Source organism: Chlorobium sp., assembly GCF_036528655.1.
GTDB lineage: Bacteria > Bacteroidota > Chlorobiia > Chlorobiales > Chlorobiaceae > Chlorobium.
This window is the reverse complement of record NZ_JAIGND010000036.1, coordinates 20087-35623: the sequence shown is the minus strand read 5'-3', so window position 1 is coordinate 35623 and position 15537 is coordinate 20087. Positions and strand designations below refer to the sequence as shown.

Here is a 15537-nt window from a genome sequence, read left to right as displayed (position 1 = left end):
AAATTCACGTCCTAAAACAGGAGAAATACATGGAAACGCCGAATCCTGTGGATATGGCTGTCAAGACAGCTGCCGGCGTTGCCGGCGCCGCGGTGGTCGGGCCTCTTGCCGCTCCGTTGATGCCGGTGCTGACCGGTCTTGCCGTTGTCGGTCTCGGGGTTTTCGCTGCCGGATCGATTATCGGCCAGGTTGCCGACAGCGTGATGCACAAAAAAGACGATCGCGACGATATCGAAGACCGGCTGCCCTTTAACGGATAGTATCGAGAAGTTGCCTGAGCTCTTCCGGAGAGGAGACGGGGGGCATGCACGAGCGGTTGCGGCAGAGCGTAATGGTTGGTTTGGTGACGTTCGTTGCCGAGATGTGTTGTACAGTCATATCGGGCAGATAGCGTGCATAGAGAATCTGCAGAATTTCGCGAAGTTTATCCGACGGCATATCGCCTGAAACCGTGGCCTGTAAGCCTCCCTTGCGGGCATAGTCGAGAGCCGTCAGCATGAGCGGCAGTGCGTTGCCGCGTTCCGACAGTATTCCGGAGCAGGCCTTCAGGCATTGTTCCGCCATGTCTCTATACGCATCGTTTCCGGTTATTGCCGCTATATCGAGCAGATTTCTGACGCTTACCGATGCGGCTGCCGGTTCGGCACCGTCATATTCCTCCTTGAGTCTTGCCGGTACGCTGGTGTCTGTCGAGGCTGTACTGAAATACCCTCCCGATTTGTCGTCGTAAAAGAGTTCGTTCTGTTTGTCGCACAGCCTTTGCGCGTATGCAAGGCAGCGTTCTTCGAAGGATGCCTGGTAGAGGTCGAGCAGGCCGCGAATGAAGCATGCATAATCTTCGGCTTTTCCAGGTATGGCAGCTTCGCCGTCGCGATAGCGGCGCAGAAGCGTGCCCTCTTTTTCCCTATAGAGCCGGTCAAATATGAAGTCTGTGGCCTTTCTTGCTGCGTCGAGGTATTCGTGGTTGCCGAGTACGTTGAATCCTTGCGACAGAGCGGATATCATGAGTCCGTTCCACGATGTGATGATTTTGTCGTCGAGGAACGGGCGGGGTCTTTTCAGTCGCTTCAGATAGAGCATTTCCCGCACGGTGTCAATGGATGCAATTGCTTTATCTGCCGGAACGCCGGCCAGCTTCGCGGCTTTTTCAGGCGCCATCAGGTGCATGAGCACGTTTTTTCCGTCGAATTCTCCGTGCGGGTCTTCCCTTACGTTTCCATCGGGATCGATTCCGCAGACAAGAATGAAGAGTTCGAGTGCTGCCGTTTCAATCGGCAGTTGCCGCAGTTCCTCCAGAGACCAGATGTAGAAGGCGCCTTCTTTTTTTTCAGTGCTTCCATGTTCCGGATAACTGTCGGCGTCTTCGGCCGAATAGAATCCGCCGTCCGGAGACCGCAGGTCGTGCAATACGTAATTGAAGATATTTTCTGCGACTGAGGCGTAATATCGCTCTCCGCTCATGCGGAACGCATCGAGATAGCTGACTGCCAGCTGGGCGTTATCGTACAGCATTTTTTCGAAATGCGGTACATGCCAGCGGGCATCGGTTGCGTAGCGGGAGAATCCTCCTCCGCCTTTTCCTGTACTCCAGATATGGTCGTGAATGCCGCCCTCGGCCATGCGCCTGAGCGTATAGAGCGCCATTGATGCGGCTTCGCGGTTCGCGTTGCGGGCTGCGTAACTGAACAGAAAGGTGATGAGCGCCGGTCTCGGAAATTTCGGAGCCGGCCCGAATCCTCCCCAGGAGGGATCGTATGCGTATTGAAGCCATTCGAAACAGCCATTTTCGGCAGCATTTCCCGGTATTGCCGATGATTGCGAAGGGGTTTGTGCCGTAAGTGCAATCTGTTCGAAAAAACCTGCTGCGGCAGCCTTTATTCTGGCAGGGTCGTTTGACCAGAGTTCGGCTATGGAGCGGAGCAGGGTGCCGAAGCCCGGCATGCCGTAGCGGTCTTCGGGAGGAAAGTAGCTGCCCCCGTAGAATGGCTGCAGGTCAGGCGTGAGCCAGACCGACATGGGCCACCCTCCGCGGCCGGTAGAAGCCTGCACGTAGGTCATGTAGAGGCGGTCGAGGTCGGGATGTTCCTCGCGGTCTGCCTTGACCGGTATGAAATACCGGTTGAGCAGTTCTGCCGTTCCATGGTTTTCGAATGACTCCCGCTCCATCACGTGGCACCAGTGGCAGGTGGCATAGCCTATGGAGAGGAAGATCGGCAGATCGCGTTCCCTTGCTTCAGCGAAGGCCTCTTCACCCCATGGGAGCCAGTTCACCGGGTTGCCGGCATGCTGAAGCAGATAGGGACTTTTCTCCTGGGCAAGGCGGTTCGTATGCGTTTTTCCGCTTTTCATATCTGCACTGTTTCGATGGACTATCAAAAGAGTTCTTTCATTCATTCAACAAGCAGTGCGGCAATGAAAGTTCTTGACGAACCGGAAACAAACTGTAATGGTCTCGGGTTATATGGGGATGGAGTTATAAAACAGGACAGAAAAAGTCGGAAAAAATGATTTCAGGATTCGCAAACGGTTCGGGGAGATGGTTCAAAGGGATGCTCGTGTGCGCGGTTTTGGCGATTGTGCATCTTTTCCTTGCGTCATGTTCGACCGGTACCGTTCCCGAAGATGCTGAATCATCATTACAGCAGAAGAAAAAGGAGGAGTACAACATGTCTTACAATCAGCTTACGCCGGAGGAGGAACGGGTTATCGTGCATAAGGGTACTGAGATGCCGTTTACCGGAAAATATTATCTGAACAAGGAAAAAGGAACATATCACTGCCGGAGGTGTGACGCTCCGCTGTTTCGTTCAACGGACAAATTCGAATCCGGTACCGGGTGGCCGAGTTTTGACGACGCCATACCGGGCGCAGTAAAGAAGGTTCCGGATGCTGACGGCAGGCGTACCGAGATCGTGTGCGCGAACTGCGGAGGCCATCTCGGCCATGCTTTTTTCAATGAGGGCATGACCGCAAAGAATGTGCGGCATTGTGTGAACTCGATATCGCTCGATTTCAGGTCGGAAGCTGCGGCAGTTAAGCCGGAGACCCGGAAAGCGGTTTTTGCGGGCGGTTGTTTCTGGGGTGTGGAGTACCACTTCAGCAGGGTTAAGGGAGTACTTGACGTCAAGTCGGGTTATACCGGGGGCGAGATTGACAATCCTTCATACAAGCAGGTGTGCAGCGGTCGGACAGGTCATGCGGAAGCTGTGGAGATAGACTACGATCCGCAGCAGGTGAGTTACGAAACGCTTGCAAAGCTCTTTTTTGAAATCCACGACCCAACCCAGGTGAACCGTCAGGGTCCCGATATAGGTACCCAGTACCGTTCAGCCCTGTTCTACAGCGACGAAGAACAGAAGCGGACAGCCGAAAAACTCATTGCAGAATTGCAGGCGAAAGGGTACAGGGTAGCGACAACGCTTGAGAAAGCCGCGACGTTCTGGCCTGCGGAGGATTACCATCAGGACTACTACGAAAAGACAGGCCACCAGCCTTATTGTCATATCTATACGAAACGGTTCTGATAAAGGGGGGCGGGTTTTCCAACCCGCCATTGGTTTTTCGCGCCACACCGTTGCTTTACGCATAAGGGGCGGCAAGTTGTTATCAAAGGCGGACAGGTATGTCCGCCCTCTTTTTTTTGGTTTGTATGCAAAGAACTTTAATAATCAAAGCAAATGAACAGAAGGAAAAAATTGATACGCTGGCGGGGGAGCTTGTGACGGATCCGACTCAATGCGTTTTTGACCGCTTTATGCGTATCTTTTAATAAAGCTTTGTGTTATCAGATCTGAAACCGTTATGCACGATCCAGTGATTCTTGTTTTGCTCCTGCTTCTGATGCTTGCGCTGCTTGCTTTTGTGGTGTTCCGCTTACTCGCAGATGCGCCTGCCAAGGCAGAACTGATGCGGCTGCAGGGCACTGAAGAAGAGCGGAACAGGGCGCTTGTGAGGCTTGAGTCCGTTACGGCAGAGCTCGATGCGCTCAGGATTGCCCATGCCCGTCTCGAAGCCGATCTGCAGCATGAGCAGAGGGCGGCTTCGGAAAAGATCTCCTTGCTTGAAGATTCCGAAAGCAGGCTGAAGCGCGAGTTCGAAAACCTTGCCGGACGGATTATAGAGGAGCGGGGCAGAGCGCTTGGCGAAGAGAATCGCCGCGGGATGGATGGCCTGTTGCAGCCGTTCAGGGATCAGCTCGAAGCGTTCCGGCGCAGGGTTGACGAGGTGCACGAGACCAGCGTAGCCGGTTCTGCGAGTTTGCGCGAGCAGGTTCGGCAGCTGCTCGAGTTCAGCAGCCGGGTGAGCGACGAGGCCAACAACCTTGCGCGGGCGATCAAAGGGGATGCGAAAGCCCAGGGCGACTGGGGGGAGTTGATTATCGAGCGCATTTTCGAGGCGTCAGGACTTGAAAAAGGGCGTGAATATCTATCTCAAGAGAGTTTTCGCAGAGAATGCGGTTCGCTCATGCGCCCTGATTTTATGGTGCTGCTTCCGGGCGAAAAGGCGGTTGTTGTGGATTCCAAAGTTTCGCTGACTGCTTACGAGCGGTTCTGCAGCCTTGAAGATGGCGATCTCAGGGATAAGGCGCTCAGGGAGCATGTGCAGTCGGTGCGAAGGCATATTTCCTCTCTGCTCGAAAAGGATTACTCCGGCATAGGGGGCAGCCGTACGCTTGATTTCGTGATTATGTGCATACCGCTCGAACCTGCATGGCAGGCCGTTATGCAGGCAGAACCGGAACTGCTGTACGAGATGTCGGGCAGGAACCTCGTGCTATGCGGCCCTGCGACCCTCATGATCACGCTCAAGCTCATAGCGCAGATTTGGCGCAGGGAAAACGAGAACCGCAATGCGGAACTGATTGCCGAAAAAGCCGGCAAGATTTACGACCAGGTATCTCTGATCGTCGAAGCCGTCGAGGAGAGTCGCAGAAAGATGGCCGGAGTATCGGATTCGTTCGATCTCGTGCTGCGCAGGCTGAAGGATGGCCGGGGCAATCTGGTAGGAAGGGTAGAGGAGATACGAAAGCTCGGGGCGAAAGTGAATCGCCGGATTGCGGTTGAAGCCGGCGACGAACAGGGTGAAAGCGGGGAGGCTCAGTAGCGGTTATCTGCCGCCGTTGTCGAATACCGGTATCTCTTTTTCGATGGAAGCTCCGGCTTCGTTCATTGCGACCTTGAGATCGTAATCCATCTGCAAACCGAACCAGAACTGTGCCGGGGTGCTGAAATAACGGGCAAGCCGGAGTGCCGTGTCAGCTGTCATGCAGCGTTTTCCGGTAATGATGTCGTTGATTTTCCAGACCGGAACATGAATGTCTTCGGCTACCTGTTGTTCTGTCAGCTCCATGGGATTGATGAAGTCTTCGAGGAGAACTCTGCCCGGATGCAGAGGTTTGCTTTTTATGGCGCTCATGAGGCGGTTCTCCTTATGGTATGGAGCATGGAAAAAGGCAGGTCGTGATGTTGCAGATTACCATTTTTTTCTGGATTTCAAACGCCGAAAACTCACGATCAGTCATTTCCTGTCATGAACGGAGATCGTGGTTTCAGAGGTGCCCGACAGTCTCCGGATGTTTTTTCAGCCTACCTCTTTGCCGGCCATCACCAGCGTGGGCGGCGCGCCGAGATGCTTTCCTGCAAGCAGTACGTTCCAGTACAACCATTCGAATCCGGTTTTTCCGTACCAGTTCATTTTTGTTTCCTTCAGCAAGGTGAAGGGGCCGAGTTTCGGCATTGGAAACTTGCCGGGCAGCGGTTCGATTTTGTAGTTGAAATCGATGACCGATGAGGTGCCTTTCGAGTAAACGATGAAGCAGGTGGAATGGCCGTCGAAAATCTCTTCGGGCTTGGCCCCGAGGATTTCTGCCATGATGTTGAACACCACCACGTCTGCTTCGTAATGGGCCACCGAACCGGCCTTTGATGTTGGTACGTTGGTGGCGTCGCCGATTACGTAGATACCGTCATGCTTCAGGGCTTTGAGCGTGTTGTGGTGCGTAGGAACATAACCGATACCGTCGTCGATACCTGAATCGCTGATTACCTGACTGCCGAGGGTGGTCGGGATGGATACGAGGAGATCGTATTTCACCCGGTCGCCCTTGATTGATTCGATGTATTTTTCCTTTCCGTTAACTTCGCTCAGTTCGAAACCGGCGGTTATCCTTATGTTTTTTTCTTTTGCCACCTGGGTGAACACCGCAGAGGCTTTAGGTTTGGTGAAGGCTCCTGCCAGCGGTGTGACCAGTTCTATTTCAACCTTGTGTCTGATGCCGCGGCTTTTAAAAAACCAGTCGGACATGAAGACGAACTCAATCGGAGCGACCGGACATTTGAAGGGGAGTTCCGCGATGTTAAGCACAATCCTTCCGCCTTCGAAGGCCTTCATTTTCTGCCGAAGCAGTTCGGAGTCTTCAAGAGTATAGAAGGTGAACGCGTTCTTTCCCCAGGCATCGAGCAGTCCGTCGTTTTCCTCCGGAGCGATTCTGCAGCCGGTACTGATGACAAGAAAATCGTATGAAAAGGTATTGTTTATTGTTCTTACCTGTTTCTTGTCAGGTTCGATGCGTACGATTTCATCAATGACAAAATTGACGCCCGGCAGAATATATTTTTTTCTGGACTTTGTAAGCGTTTCCACTTTCTGGATACCGAACGGCACGAAGATCATACCAGGCTGATAGATGTGCCTGTCATCGCGATCGATTACCGTAATATCCCAATCCGCCGGAAGATGGCGCCTCAGATTGTTCGATATGATCGTTCCTCCTGTTCCTGCTCCAAGCACGACAATTTTTTTTGCCATGGGTCTTCTCCGTGTGGTTTTTGTGTTATCTCCGGAACGGCGCCTTGCAACGTGCGGCAGTTCGGGCAATCTTCGCCTTGCGTCAGCCGATTATGGCAGCAGGCATATAGGTTATCGGGGTTCAGTACAGAGGGTAATAATATCCTTCAGCTTTCCGGTTTGTCTCTTGTAAGGATAAAATCAAGTATATAATTTAATATTTATATGGTTATATACAAGCATTCTGATGTATTCGGTTTTCCTGATATGTATTCTTAACCGAAGTTTCAACGTAACCCGGTACGCGTCTATGCTGACGACATACCCTCTCCACAGGACTCGGGTACAATGCTGAAACAAGTATGCGCGTTGACCCATCTATCAGAATCGTCAGGATGATCAGGTCGTGAACTGCCGAAATGACGGCATACCTGTTGTCTGACGGATTATTCAGGTTGGTATCGGGCGTGGGGAAACCGGAAGCGTATATGATGTGTTCCCATAGCATATCGTATATTCCGGATCATTGGTTACATGGTAAGGCATTTTTTTATTCAAAAGGGGGTCAACGATGGGATTTGCCGAGGTTCTTGAAGAATTCGTCGCCGGTATCGGCTGGACGGACAAGGTAGAGCAGGATGGCGATATCAGCCGTATTGCGGTCAAGTTATCGATAGGGGGTAGCTCGTATCGGCTGATGATCGAAGGGTACGATTCGAGGCAGTGGGTAGTGCTTCATCTCTATCCGGTCTATTCGGTCAATGCCGGCAAGTCAGTCGATGCCTGCATGTTCTTCAACTATGTCAATAATACGTTCAGCTATCCCGGATCGGTCAGCGTCGACGACGAGGGAGTCATCTGTTACCGGCAGATCATCGATGTGGAGGGTCTGAATGCCGATGCCTCCCTGATAAACAATATGCTCAACGCCGCAGCGGACCTGTTCGAACGCAACGGCGAGATGATCGAAACCATCGCACAGGGCGATGATCGTTATGAGGATGTCAGAAAACAGCTCGAGCAGGCAATGCGTTAGGCTTTTATTAAATGGACGTTGCCCGGTTTGATCCGTTTGAGGCGTAATGCTGCTTTAGTTTTGACATGGAGTACGATGTGGATTTTTTTCCTGTCGAGCACGATATTGCTTTTCCTGATATGCAGGCTGTCGAGCTCGAGATCGATCGTTTTGCCGGCTTTGCTCCTGGCGATTGCGCTGGTGACTATGCCGGGCACTTTGCTTCGATTCCGTTGATCATTACGCAATAACCAGAAGGACGCCGGTAATGAAGTGTGTTTTCATAAGAGGAGGAGGGGGGCGGAACGAATATGCAGGTGTGTTAACCGGAGCTTCCGCATATTCGTTCCGGCAGGGAATTCACGCGCTCAGAGCTTCGGTTCCCAGTAACAGCGTTTGGGCGAAACGATGCGTTCTTCGTCTTTGAGGGTTTTCATGGCTTTGTCCACATCTTTCCGATCAATGCCGCTTGCATCGGCAATCTGGCCTGCACTCATGGGTTTGCCCTCTTTTTTCAGCACTTCGATGATTGCTTCCTTAATGTCCATAGGTTTTAACGGTTTTATAGTTCTGTCAGATGCCTCTGCGGTAGAGGTAGACTGCTAGGTAATATAACTATTTCATAGTAATAGCGTCCGGTTAAAAACAGCGTAATCAGTATCAGCCAGGATCCCGTCATCTGTACCTTTTCGGCGTTCTGACGGGTTGTTTGAGGGATTACGATTACTGCAATACATGGGCGTCAGATTATTATTTTTTGTTTTTCATTAACCAATATTAAAATAGAGTTAACTTAAATATATGAAAGTACTTACCAAAAATACCGATTACGCAATTCGGGCGCTGTTATCTCTGGCCGCCTCAAAAGGCGGGTTCCTTTCCGCAAGAGCAATTTCGCTCGAACAGGAGATTCCATACCAGTTTCTTCGACGCCTTTTGCAGGAAATGATCCGTCACGGTCTTGTCAGTTCGAAAGAAGGTGTTTCGGGGGGCTTCAAGCTCGCGAAGGATCCCGATACGATCAGGGTGAGCGATCTGATCGGGATTTTCCAGGGTACGGTAAAGGTTTCGGATTGCATGTTCCGCAAGCAGATCTGCGCAAACCGGGCACGATGCGTGCTGCGCCACGAGATCATGCGTATCGAGCAGGTTGTGCAGCAGGAGTTCGATAACATAACCATCGGCAAGCTGTTGCGAGATCTTGATGCTGCCAATGCAAGTATTTACGCAGGGGTATTGCTGGCAGATAAAACCGAAAAAAACGGCCGGAGCCATCCACAAAATAAAGCCTGATTTCCGATCCTGCCCTTCGTTCATCAGGTCTGCATTGCCCGCCCATTTTCTCTTATTATCGGTTGTGCCCGATTTTCCGATCTGTACTGATAATCAGGTCATGGCTGCTGAATAATACAGGGAAAATCCATTTTTAAGGGCACCTCTATTTATTGTCGTGAGAAGCACGAGGGCAAGGCGGACGGAGCGGAGAAACCGGAGTGTACACCACAGTACATGAGGATTTCGAGCACCGCCCAACACAGCAATAGGGATTCGGAACAAATAAATAGAGGTGCCCTTAAGTGCTGTTGTTATTATCAGCGAATGTGCAGAAATACATGATGCTGATCGTTTCTTCCTGATTTTTTTATTTTTCTTGCAGAAGGGCTCATTGTCAACTGAACATTGTGGAGGGGTTATGGCATACTATGAGATTCTTGTTTCCCTGCTGGAAACCGAGCCGCCGGTGTGGCGACGGGTTCGGCTGCCTGAAGATGCTTCGTTGCCGTTGGTCCATACGATTCTCCAGATGGTAATGGGATGGGACAACGGCCATATGCACGAGTTTATCACCAGTGACCGGAAGCGGTATGGGGCGGTTGACGATGGATCTGTCGACGAGGATGTGCTGGATGAACGCCGATACTCGATATCGGCAATGCTTGGCGAACCGGGCGACCGGTGTCTTTACGTCTACGATTTCGGCGACGACTGGGAGCATGAGATTCTGCTTGAGTCGGTTTCGGAAATATCGCAGGAAGAGCTGCCGATATGGTGTCTGGAGGGTGAGGGCGCATGTCCTCCGGAGGATTGCGGTGGGATTCCGGGCTACGCGGGTCTTCTCGACAGCCTGCGCGACCGTGCCGATCCGGAGCATGAGGATGCCGTAGAACTGTTGGGCGAAGATTTCGATGCCGAAGCTTTCGACCCTGCATCCTTCAATGACCAGATCAGGAGCATGTTCGCAAACAATGCTGAAAAGCTGGTGCCCGAAGATGTTACTGAAGGGATGAGCGTGTTGACGGGGATCCGCGATTTTCTCGCTTCGGAGGGCATGCCGGAAAGCGTGATGTCGGTTATGTCGCTCGATGGTTTTTTTTCGGCCCTTGCGATCCATCCTGAAACGGTTTCGGCTGCCGAATGGCTGCCCATGGTGTGGGATGTTTCGGGAGCCGGCAGCGAGCCTGAATTCTTTTCAAAGAAAGAGCTGGAAGAAGGCCTGGGTCTGCTCTTTACCTACTATAACAGCGTGGTGCGGCAGTTTACCGATGAGCCTGAGGCGTTCGAGCCGCTCTACGAGGATCTGGAGTTCGAGTCGGGCGAAGAAAGGCTGATGGCGGTGCAGGATTGGGCGTCTGGGTTCATGCTTGGGGTAATGATCGACGACGGGGTGTGGGAAAGAACCTTCAGAGACCAGGAGGGCAACAGGCTTCTCACCCCGTTTGCAATCATATCGGGCATGTTAGACGATGTGGGCGATATCGAGGGGGAGCAGCTGGCCGAAATAAAAAAGGAGCTGCCGGACGAACTGGCACTATGCGTGCTCGAGCTGCAGGAGTTCTGGGAGCCATGGCGGCAGGAGTATCTGGCAAGGCGGTCGGGTGGGCCTGAGAGCGCCGGGTAGTTACGGGATTCGGCTCTCCCGGTTGCACATCCGGAGCCTTCAGGTTTTAGGGTCATTCTTGTCCCCTGACACCGCTCATCAGGTAAAGGCAGGCTAATCGTCGCGTTTGCCTGAGCTGTCGTTTCTGTGGCACTTCATGCAGTTATCGTACCGGTAGATCCCTTCTTTACGGTGTTCGGCGGCGATGTTCGATGGCGAGTGTTCGTGACAGTTGTAACAGGTATATTTTTTATAGTCGCCTGGAGTCGTATGGCATGTTCTGCAGCTCGTCCGGTGATCGCCCTCGAGCCTGAAATACCGGTCATGGTTGAAGGTCGCGGGTTTCCATCGATTTGTGCCGTGGCATGCCGCACAGTTTGCATCTGACTGGCGATGCAGATTGTCATTCGGGCGGTCGGTCTTGTGGCAGCTGATGCATTGTCCTGCATCTGAGGCTGCAAGCTGTTTATGGTCGAATGCTGCCGGTTTCCATTTTTTTGTAGTATGGCACTCGGAGCAATTTCCTTTCGCGTAGCGATGGAGGAGATTATCGGGTATCTGATCCTTGTGACATGCTCTACAGTTTTTCCGGAGTGCTGTTGTCAGCGATGCATGCCTGAATGTTCTGATCGCTTTTGATGCATCAGCCACCTTGTGGTCGGTATGGCATTCCTTACAGGAGTTACCCGCAAGACCCTTATGGAAAATAATCCTTGCTGTGTCTTTCGGCAACAGATCGCCAACGGTATTCCTGATACCGATTTCATCGGGTTTGTGGCAGGTTATGCAGCGGGCAGTTGTGGTTCCACCGAACGGCTCGTGGCAGCTCAGGCAGGACGTATTCAGTTTCTCGTGTCCCTTCAGGAGTGGGCCGGGACTCAGCAGGAGATCGGGAAAGGCTATGGCCAATGCAGCAAGTATGATGGAGCACAGTAAAAAAACGTACAACGGCTTCATGCTTCACCTCCAGTTCAGAAAGAAGATGACGGAAAGGATATGCAGCAGACAGAGTGCCAGCAGCACGGAAACGATGGGCATGTGAATGGCTCGCCATTTTTCGAGTGCTTTCAGGGTAACGCTGTCCCAGTAATGCTCTCGTTCTGGATCTTCATTCCGGTCGTTTTCGATGCCGGTCTCCATTTTTTTTATCCTGACCTCTTCCCTCAATTTTCTTACGAGATATTGCCCTATATGCCCGCTGGCCGTTACCGTCATCATGAACAGCGTTGCCATCCATGGCAGCAGCGCATTGAAATGAATGCCCGAATGAACCACAATCATGAGCGTGCCGATCCATCCCGCGTTGCAGTGAAGTCTGAGAAATAATCTGACCGAACCTTTCTGTACAATTTTTTTCTTTCGGGCTGAATAGCCGAATGAAGAGGCAACGAATGCTGTTCCGGCAACACCGAGATATCGTCCTATCCAGGGGAGATCGGCCCTATGGAGCAGATAATCAAGCGATATTGCCGCCGCAATCAGCAGCATCCAGGAGAGCGTAAGCGGCAGGGCCCGCTGTATCAGTACTGATTGCCACATTTTCGGGAAACATTAATCCATCTGAAGCTTCTTTTATCAGACACTGTCCGCAGCCGGGACAGCTTTCTTTTGAACAAGATATGAGGAGGATTCTTAAGCAGGGGTAAACGCATGCTTAAAAAAAGCTTAAAATTCATTGCCGCTATTGTCGGGATGAGGGGAATCGCAGCTCGACCGTTGTACCTGAATCCGTAGGGCTTTTTATCGATACCGTTATGTGCTGGAGGTCGGCGAGTTTTTTGACGATGGCCAGTCCGAGCCCGGATCCCCCGGTACCGGAGCTTCTCGATTCATCAACCCGGTAAAACCGCTCGAATACCCGGGAGAGTTTTTCTTCAGGAATGCCTATGCCGTTATCGGCAATGCTGCAGAGAGGGTAACCGTCACTGCCGGAAAGCGTTACCGCGATCGTCGAATCTGAAGGAGAGTACTTGAGGGCGTTGGACAGAATATTTTCCAGAATCATGTCGAGCATTGCCGGATCGGCAGAAACCATACAGGAGTGCGGTCCATCGAAACTGATCGGAATGTTTTTCTGCAGGGCTTCGGAGTGCATGCGGCCGATCGCTTCCCTGATATGGAGGGAGAGATCCACGGGCGCCATATGTGCCGTCATGCCGCCGCTTTCGTATCGGGCCAGCAAAAGGAGCTGATCGATAAGTCCCGTCATCCGCTCCAGTTCTTTCAGGCAGAACCGGATTCGCTCTTCGTACTGTTCGCGTGCCCTTGGTTTGCGAACCAGTACTTCAAGAGTGCCTTTTATCGATGCGATCGGCGTTTTCAGTTCGTGTGAAGCATCGGCTGTAAACTGTTTTTCCCGCTGAAACGCATCCTGAAGCCGATCGAGAAGCGAATTGATGGTTGCGGAGAGTCTGTGGAGTTCATCATGGTTCCGGGGGAGCGGAATGCGATGATCGAGATTTTCCCTGGTGATTTTCTCGGCGGCGGCAATGACCTCTTCAACAGGACGGATGCTTCTGCCTGCAATAACCCTGGTCAGGATGAAGAGGGTAAGTATGATTGCCGGATACGACACCAGAAGAACCTGCTTCAGATCTTCGAGAACAATGACGGCATCCCGGACAGGAACTGCGGCGAGGAGATATCCTTCGGGTTTTCCTTTCTGATCGGTCAGCGGAACCTGAATCTGCCGGACCGCAAGTTGACCGACCGTGCCGGTTCGAAAACGTTTTTCCTGCAAGCCGGGCAGAAAGGCGAGCGTATTGCCGGCCAGGTTAGCCGACCTGGAAACCACGGTTCCCTCATGGCTGACAAGCTGAAAAAACTCTTCGTCATCATCATCCTCCGACTTTTCATCATCTCGTTTCATGCGATCATCATCGTCGTCCGCATCACTGTTATGATCGTCGTCGGAGAGGTCGAATTTCCATACATCAAAGGTTCCTTGCGGTCGTTCATCGAGTATTTCCGAGACTTCCCGTTCAAGCTCTTCGTCGAAGTGGTTGAAGACCACCCGTTCGACCGTATAAAAAACAAGGGTAAACACCAGGGCAAGCAAGACTGCCGTAGCGATGGTGTAATAGAGCGCAATGCGGTTGCGCAGACTCACGGGATTTTTTCCGGGTACAGAACGTAAAATCTTTCGTGTACTCCCGGTATTTATTTTTATGCCCGGCATTCAGGATTCACGGATAATGTAGCCGACGCCCCGGATTGTCTGAATGATGCTGACGCACCCTGCGCTGTCGAGTTTTTTGCGGAGAAAATTGATATAGACATCGATGACTGACGTATCGGAATCGAAATGCATGTCCCAGACGTGTTCGATGATCCTGGTTCTGGTACAGACCTTTTCCTTGTTGCGAACCAGAAATTCAAGCAGGGCAAACTCCCTGGGGGTCAGTACGACTTCGGTAGATCGGCAGAACACCTGGTGGGTTACGGGATTCACGGTAATGCATCCTGCACAGATGCTGTCGCTTTCGGTGTTGTTTCTGCGAAGCTGCACCCGTATGCGTGCCAGAAGCTCCTCGAATGCAAAAGGTTTTCTGATATAGTCGTTGGCTCCGGCGTCGAGGCCGAAGACGATATCTTCAAGGGTATCTTTCGCAGTAAGGAAAAGCAAAGGAACGGCGATACCGGCTTTTCGCACTTGCCTGCAGACCTCAATGCCGCTGATTCCCGGAATCATCCAGTCAACGATCATAAGATCATATTCGTTCAGGAGCGCCATGTCAAGCCCGGTTTTGCCGTCGAAAGCCAGATCGACGGCAAAATATTCCTCTTCGAGCCCCTCCTTGAGAAATCCGGCAATTCCCGGTTCGTCTTCGATAACAAGAATCCGCATGGCAGAATCATCCTTTAATGTTCGTCATCATCTCCGTCCCTCTCGCCCGCTTCAGAAGTTCCGGATATCCCGAAGAGCGAGCCAAGCACTGCCCGGTTCTCCGTTCCGTTCTTCCTCGCAATTTCGGTAATCGTCATCGAAGGGTTATCAACAGTTATGCCTTCTTTATCAAGTTTTGCAGCAAGCTCTTTCGGCGTTGCTTTCAGAACCAGCGCAACGGTTTCAAGAGAAGAGGCCTCCATCGCCTGCACAGCGGCTTTTCCTGTACGTTCCTTTCCGTGATCTTCTTCGCTTTCGCCAAATATCGGCAGCATCGAGACGACCGTTACCAGAACCCCGGCTCCAATAATACCCAATCCGCCTTTTTTAGTGAAATATCCGGTAAACGACTTCCAGTTCGATAGGGTGTGTAGCAGAATGCCTCCGAGAAGCAGCCAGCTGAGCCACTTGTGAGCCGGCTCGACCAGCCCGATTTCAATATCGAAGAAGAGCAGCAGCCCGGTGATGGCGGAGATGGCAAAAGCGGCGATGGCGAGCGGCGTGGCCCATGATTTCAGCGTTGTTTTCATTGTTTCTTTGGATTGCTGATTATGTAAACGGTGTCCGTTATCCGGTCCGATCGGATTTTTTTCAACTGAATCCAAAATATCGCAGGAATTCTTAAAGGAGTCTTTCGGCAGACTTAAAATCGGCTTAAAGTTTTCAGTGGGAGCTTCCGTCCTGATGCCGGACCGATTTCCTGCCGGTCACGGCCCGAGCATATCCTCGATACATCTACTGGGCACCTCTAAAAAGTGTGATGAGCGGTACGAGTGCAAGGCGGACGGAACGGAGAAACCGGAATGTACACAGAGTACATGAGGATTTCGAGTACCGCCCAACGCAGCAATCGGGTCGCGTAATAAGTTTTTAGAGGTGCCCTAATGATGCGTCGAATCGGGCAATGGAGCCGGCCGTAACGCAGCGCATTCAAAAGCCCGGTTTCGCGACGGACAGAAAAGGCAGATAATT

The 15537-nt window shown here is 52.0% G+C and carries 16 protein-coding genes; 6 read left to right on the top strand and 10 right to left on the bottom strand.

Translation table 11 applies throughout. The features are described 5' to 3' along the window. Nucleotides 1-29: 29 nt before the first annotated feature. Complete coding sequence (locus K4305_RS10590) at nucleotides 30-260, top strand: hypothetical protein (protein ID WP_331562406.1); 231 nt, start codon at nucleotides 30-32, stop codon at nucleotides 258-260. Here K4305_RS10590 and K4305_RS10585 read toward each other — a convergent pair. After that, entirely contained in the window at nucleotides 250-2349 is a 2100-nt protein-coding gene (locus K4305_RS10585) for a thioredoxin domain-containing protein (RefSeq protein WP_331562405.1), read from the bottom strand. The two genes, K4305_RS10590 and K4305_RS10585, sit on opposite strands and share 11 nt — an antisense overlap. A 317-nt stretch (nucleotides 2350-2666) precedes the next feature. Here K4305_RS10585 and K4305_RS10580 point away from each other — a divergent pair, with 317 nt between their 5' ends. Then, nucleotides 2667-3524, top strand: a complete 858-nt coding sequence (locus K4305_RS10580) for a bifunctional methionine sulfoxide reductase B/A protein (protein ID WP_331562479.1) — start codon at nucleotides 2667-2669, stop codon at nucleotides 3522-3524. 277 nt (nucleotides 3525-3801) lie between these two features. Continuing rightward, a complete protein-coding gene (locus K4305_RS10575; RefSeq protein WP_331562404.1) occupies nucleotides 3802-5103 on the top strand; it encodes a DNA recombination protein RmuC in 1302 nt (433 codons plus the stop codon). Between the two features lie 3 nt (nucleotides 5104-5106). Here K4305_RS10575 and K4305_RS10570 read toward each other — a convergent pair whose 3' ends face one another. Further along, nucleotides 5107-5415, bottom strand: coding sequence for a HigA family addiction module antitoxin (locus K4305_RS10570; RefSeq protein WP_331562403.1), 309 nt, complete (start codon nucleotides 5413-5415; stop codon nucleotides 5107-5109). Between the two features lie 165 nt (nucleotides 5416-5580). Continuing rightward, entirely contained in the window at nucleotides 5581-6807 is a 1227-nt protein-coding gene (gene sqr / locus K4305_RS10565; protein WP_331562402.1) for a type III sulfide quinone reductase, selenoprotein subtype, read from the bottom strand. A gap of 550 nt (nucleotides 6808-7357) precedes the next feature. Here sqr and K4305_RS10560 point away from each other — a divergent pair. After that, entirely contained in the window at nucleotides 7358-7822 is a 465-nt protein-coding gene (locus K4305_RS10560; RefSeq protein ID WP_331562401.1) for a YbjN domain-containing protein, read from the top strand. On the opposite strand, the gene K4305_RS10555 is transcribed toward K4305_RS10560, so the two are convergent. Both K4305_RS10555 and K4305_RS10550 read right to left on the bottom strand, forming a co-directional pair. Then, on the bottom strand, nucleotides 7819-8019 hold the full coding sequence (locus tag K4305_RS10555; protein ID WP_331562400.1) for a hypothetical protein: 201 nt from the start codon (nucleotides 8017-8019) through the stop codon (nucleotides 7819-7821). The genes K4305_RS10560 and K4305_RS10555 overlap by 4 nt on opposite strands. 150 nt (nucleotides 8020-8169) lie before the next feature. Next, nucleotides 8170-8349: an HTH domain-containing protein gene (locus tag K4305_RS10550; RefSeq protein ID WP_331562399.1), complete on the bottom strand. Its 180-nt coding sequence runs from the start codon at nucleotides 8347-8349 to the stop codon at nucleotides 8170-8172. 253 nt (nucleotides 8350-8602) lie between these two features. Here K4305_RS10550 and K4305_RS10545 point away from each other — a divergent pair, with 253 nt between their 5' ends. Both K4305_RS10545 and K4305_RS10540 read left to right on the top strand, forming a co-directional pair. Continuing rightward, nucleotides 8603-9094 (top strand): RrF2 family transcriptional regulator, encoded by a 492-nt coding sequence (locus tag K4305_RS10545; RefSeq protein ID WP_331562397.1) that lies wholly within the window; start codon nucleotides 8603-8605, stop codon nucleotides 9092-9094. Between the two features lie 400 nt (nucleotides 9095-9494). Beyond that, nucleotides 9495-10700, top strand: a complete 1206-nt coding sequence (locus K4305_RS10540; RefSeq protein WP_331562396.1) for a UPF0149 family protein — start codon at nucleotides 9495-9497, stop codon at nucleotides 10698-10700. A gap of 93 nt (nucleotides 10701-10793) precedes the next feature. Here K4305_RS10540 and K4305_RS10535 read toward each other — a convergent pair whose 3' ends face one another. From K4305_RS10535 to K4305_RS10515, 5 genes are all read right to left on the bottom strand, one after another. Continuing rightward, nucleotides 10794-11636, bottom strand: a complete 843-nt coding sequence (locus K4305_RS10535; RefSeq protein ID WP_331562395.1) for a cytochrome c3 family protein — start codon at nucleotides 11634-11636, stop codon at nucleotides 10794-10796. A 3-nt stretch (nucleotides 11637-11639) separates the two neighbouring features. Continuing rightward, on the bottom strand, nucleotides 11640-12218 hold the full coding sequence (locus K4305_RS10530; RefSeq protein WP_331562394.1) for a hypothetical protein: 579 nt from the start codon (nucleotides 12216-12218) through the stop codon (nucleotides 11640-11642). A gap of 142 nt (nucleotides 12219-12360) precedes the next feature. After that, nucleotides 12361-13788, bottom strand: a complete 1428-nt coding sequence (locus K4305_RS10525; protein WP_331562393.1) for a sensor histidine kinase — start codon at nucleotides 13786-13788, stop codon at nucleotides 12361-12363. A 69-nt stretch (nucleotides 13789-13857) separates the two neighbouring features. After that, a complete protein-coding gene (locus K4305_RS10520) occupies nucleotides 13858-14526 on the bottom strand; it encodes a response regulator transcription factor (RefSeq protein WP_331562392.1) in 669 nt (222 codons plus the stop codon). 14 nt (nucleotides 14527-14540) lie between these two features. Next, nucleotides 14541-15095 carry a DUF4405 domain-containing protein gene (locus K4305_RS10515; protein WP_331562390.1) on the bottom strand — a complete coding sequence of 185 codons (555 nt, stop codon included), beginning with the start codon at nucleotides 15093-15095 and terminating at the stop codon, nucleotides 14541-14543. Nucleotides 15096-15537: the final 442 nt, after the last annotated feature.

Coding starts and splice junctions, on each gene's coding strand:
- K4305_RS10545 (WP_331562397.1), top strand. CDS start 8,603: ATGAAAGTACTTACCAAAAATACCGATTACGCAATTCGGGCGCTGTTA.
- K4305_RS10580 (WP_331562479.1), top strand. CDS start 2,667: ATGTCTTACAATCAGCTTACGCCGGAGGAGGAACGGGTTATCGTGCAT.
- K4305_RS10570 (WP_331562403.1), bottom strand. CDS start 5,415: ATGAGCGCCATAAAAAGCAAACCTCTGCATCCGGGCAGAGTTCTCCTC.
- K4305_RS10515 (WP_331562390.1), bottom strand. CDS start 15,095: ATGAAAACAACGCTGAAATCATGGGCCACGCCGCTCGCCATCGCCGCT.
- sqr (WP_331562402.1), bottom strand. CDS start 6,807: ATGGCAAAAAAAATTGTCGTGCTTGGAGCAGGAACAGGAGGAACGATC.
- K4305_RS10560 (WP_331562401.1), top strand. CDS start 7,358: ATGGGATTTGCCGAGGTTCTTGAAGAATTCGTCGCCGGTATCGGCTGG.
- K4305_RS10530 (WP_331562394.1), bottom strand. CDS start 12,218: ATGTGGCAATCAGTACTGATACAGCGGGCCCTGCCGCTTACGCTCTCC.
- K4305_RS10590 (WP_331562406.1), top strand. CDS start 30: ATGGAAACGCCGAATCCTGTGGATATGGCTGTCAAGACAGCTGCCGGC.
- K4305_RS10535 (WP_331562395.1), bottom strand. CDS start 11,636: ATGAAGCCGTTGTACGTTTTTTTACTGTGCTCCATCATACTTGCTGCA.
- K4305_RS10520 (WP_331562392.1), bottom strand. CDS start 14,526: ATGCGGATTCTTGTTATCGAAGACGAACCGGGAATTGCCGGATTTCTC.
- K4305_RS10540 (WP_331562396.1), top strand. CDS start 9,495: ATGGCATACTATGAGATTCTTGTTTCCCTGCTGGAAACCGAGCCGCCG.
- K4305_RS10585 (WP_331562405.1), bottom strand. CDS start 2,349: ATGAAAAGCGGAAAAACGCATACGAACCGCCTTGCCCAGGAGAAAAGT.
- K4305_RS10575 (WP_331562404.1), top strand. CDS start 3,802: ATGCACGATCCAGTGATTCTTGTTTTGCTCCTGCTTCTGATGCTTGCG.
- K4305_RS10550 (WP_331562399.1), bottom strand. CDS start 8,349: ATGGACATTAAGGAAGCAATCATCGAAGTGCTGAAAAAAGAGGGCAAA.